Origin of the sequence: Pseudomonas sp. HMSC063H08, assembly GCF_001813645.1 — a bacterium.
Lineage (GTDB): Bacteria > Pseudomonadota > Gammaproteobacteria > Pseudomonadales > Pseudomonadaceae > Pseudomonas > Pseudomonas aeruginosa.
In genome coordinates, this window is sequence record NZ_KV813579.1 from 1 (window position 1) to 281 (window position 281).

A 281-nucleotide genomic window follows, 5' to 3' on the forward strand; every position below is an offset into this window, starting at 1 on the left:
GGCTTGGGTGGGGGCAACGCTGGAGAAGCCCACGGGCACGCGGTTGCCGTCCTTGTCGGTGAGCACGACCTGGTCCAGCGAGATTGACTCGACGCGGTAGTTGCCCGGCAGCTCCGCGCCGCTGGCGGCGTCAATCTCGTACCCGCCCGGGAACAAGAATGTGGCAGTCATCTTGCCGCCGGCGCCGTAGATGGTCCGCACCACCGGCGGAACCGGCTGCGTGATCGTCGGCGGCGCCGCCGGCACCGGCATGGCGAACGTCTGCCCCTGGGCGCTGACGA

1 protein-coding gene is annotated in these 281 nt (G+C 70.1%); it reads right to left on the reverse strand.

The window, feature by feature from the left end; translation table 11 throughout:
* On the reverse strand, window positions 1-281 hold a 281-nt coding region (pilP, locus tag HMPREF2924_RS26755; protein WP_141765582.1), incomplete at both ends, for a type IV pilus biogenesis protein PilP.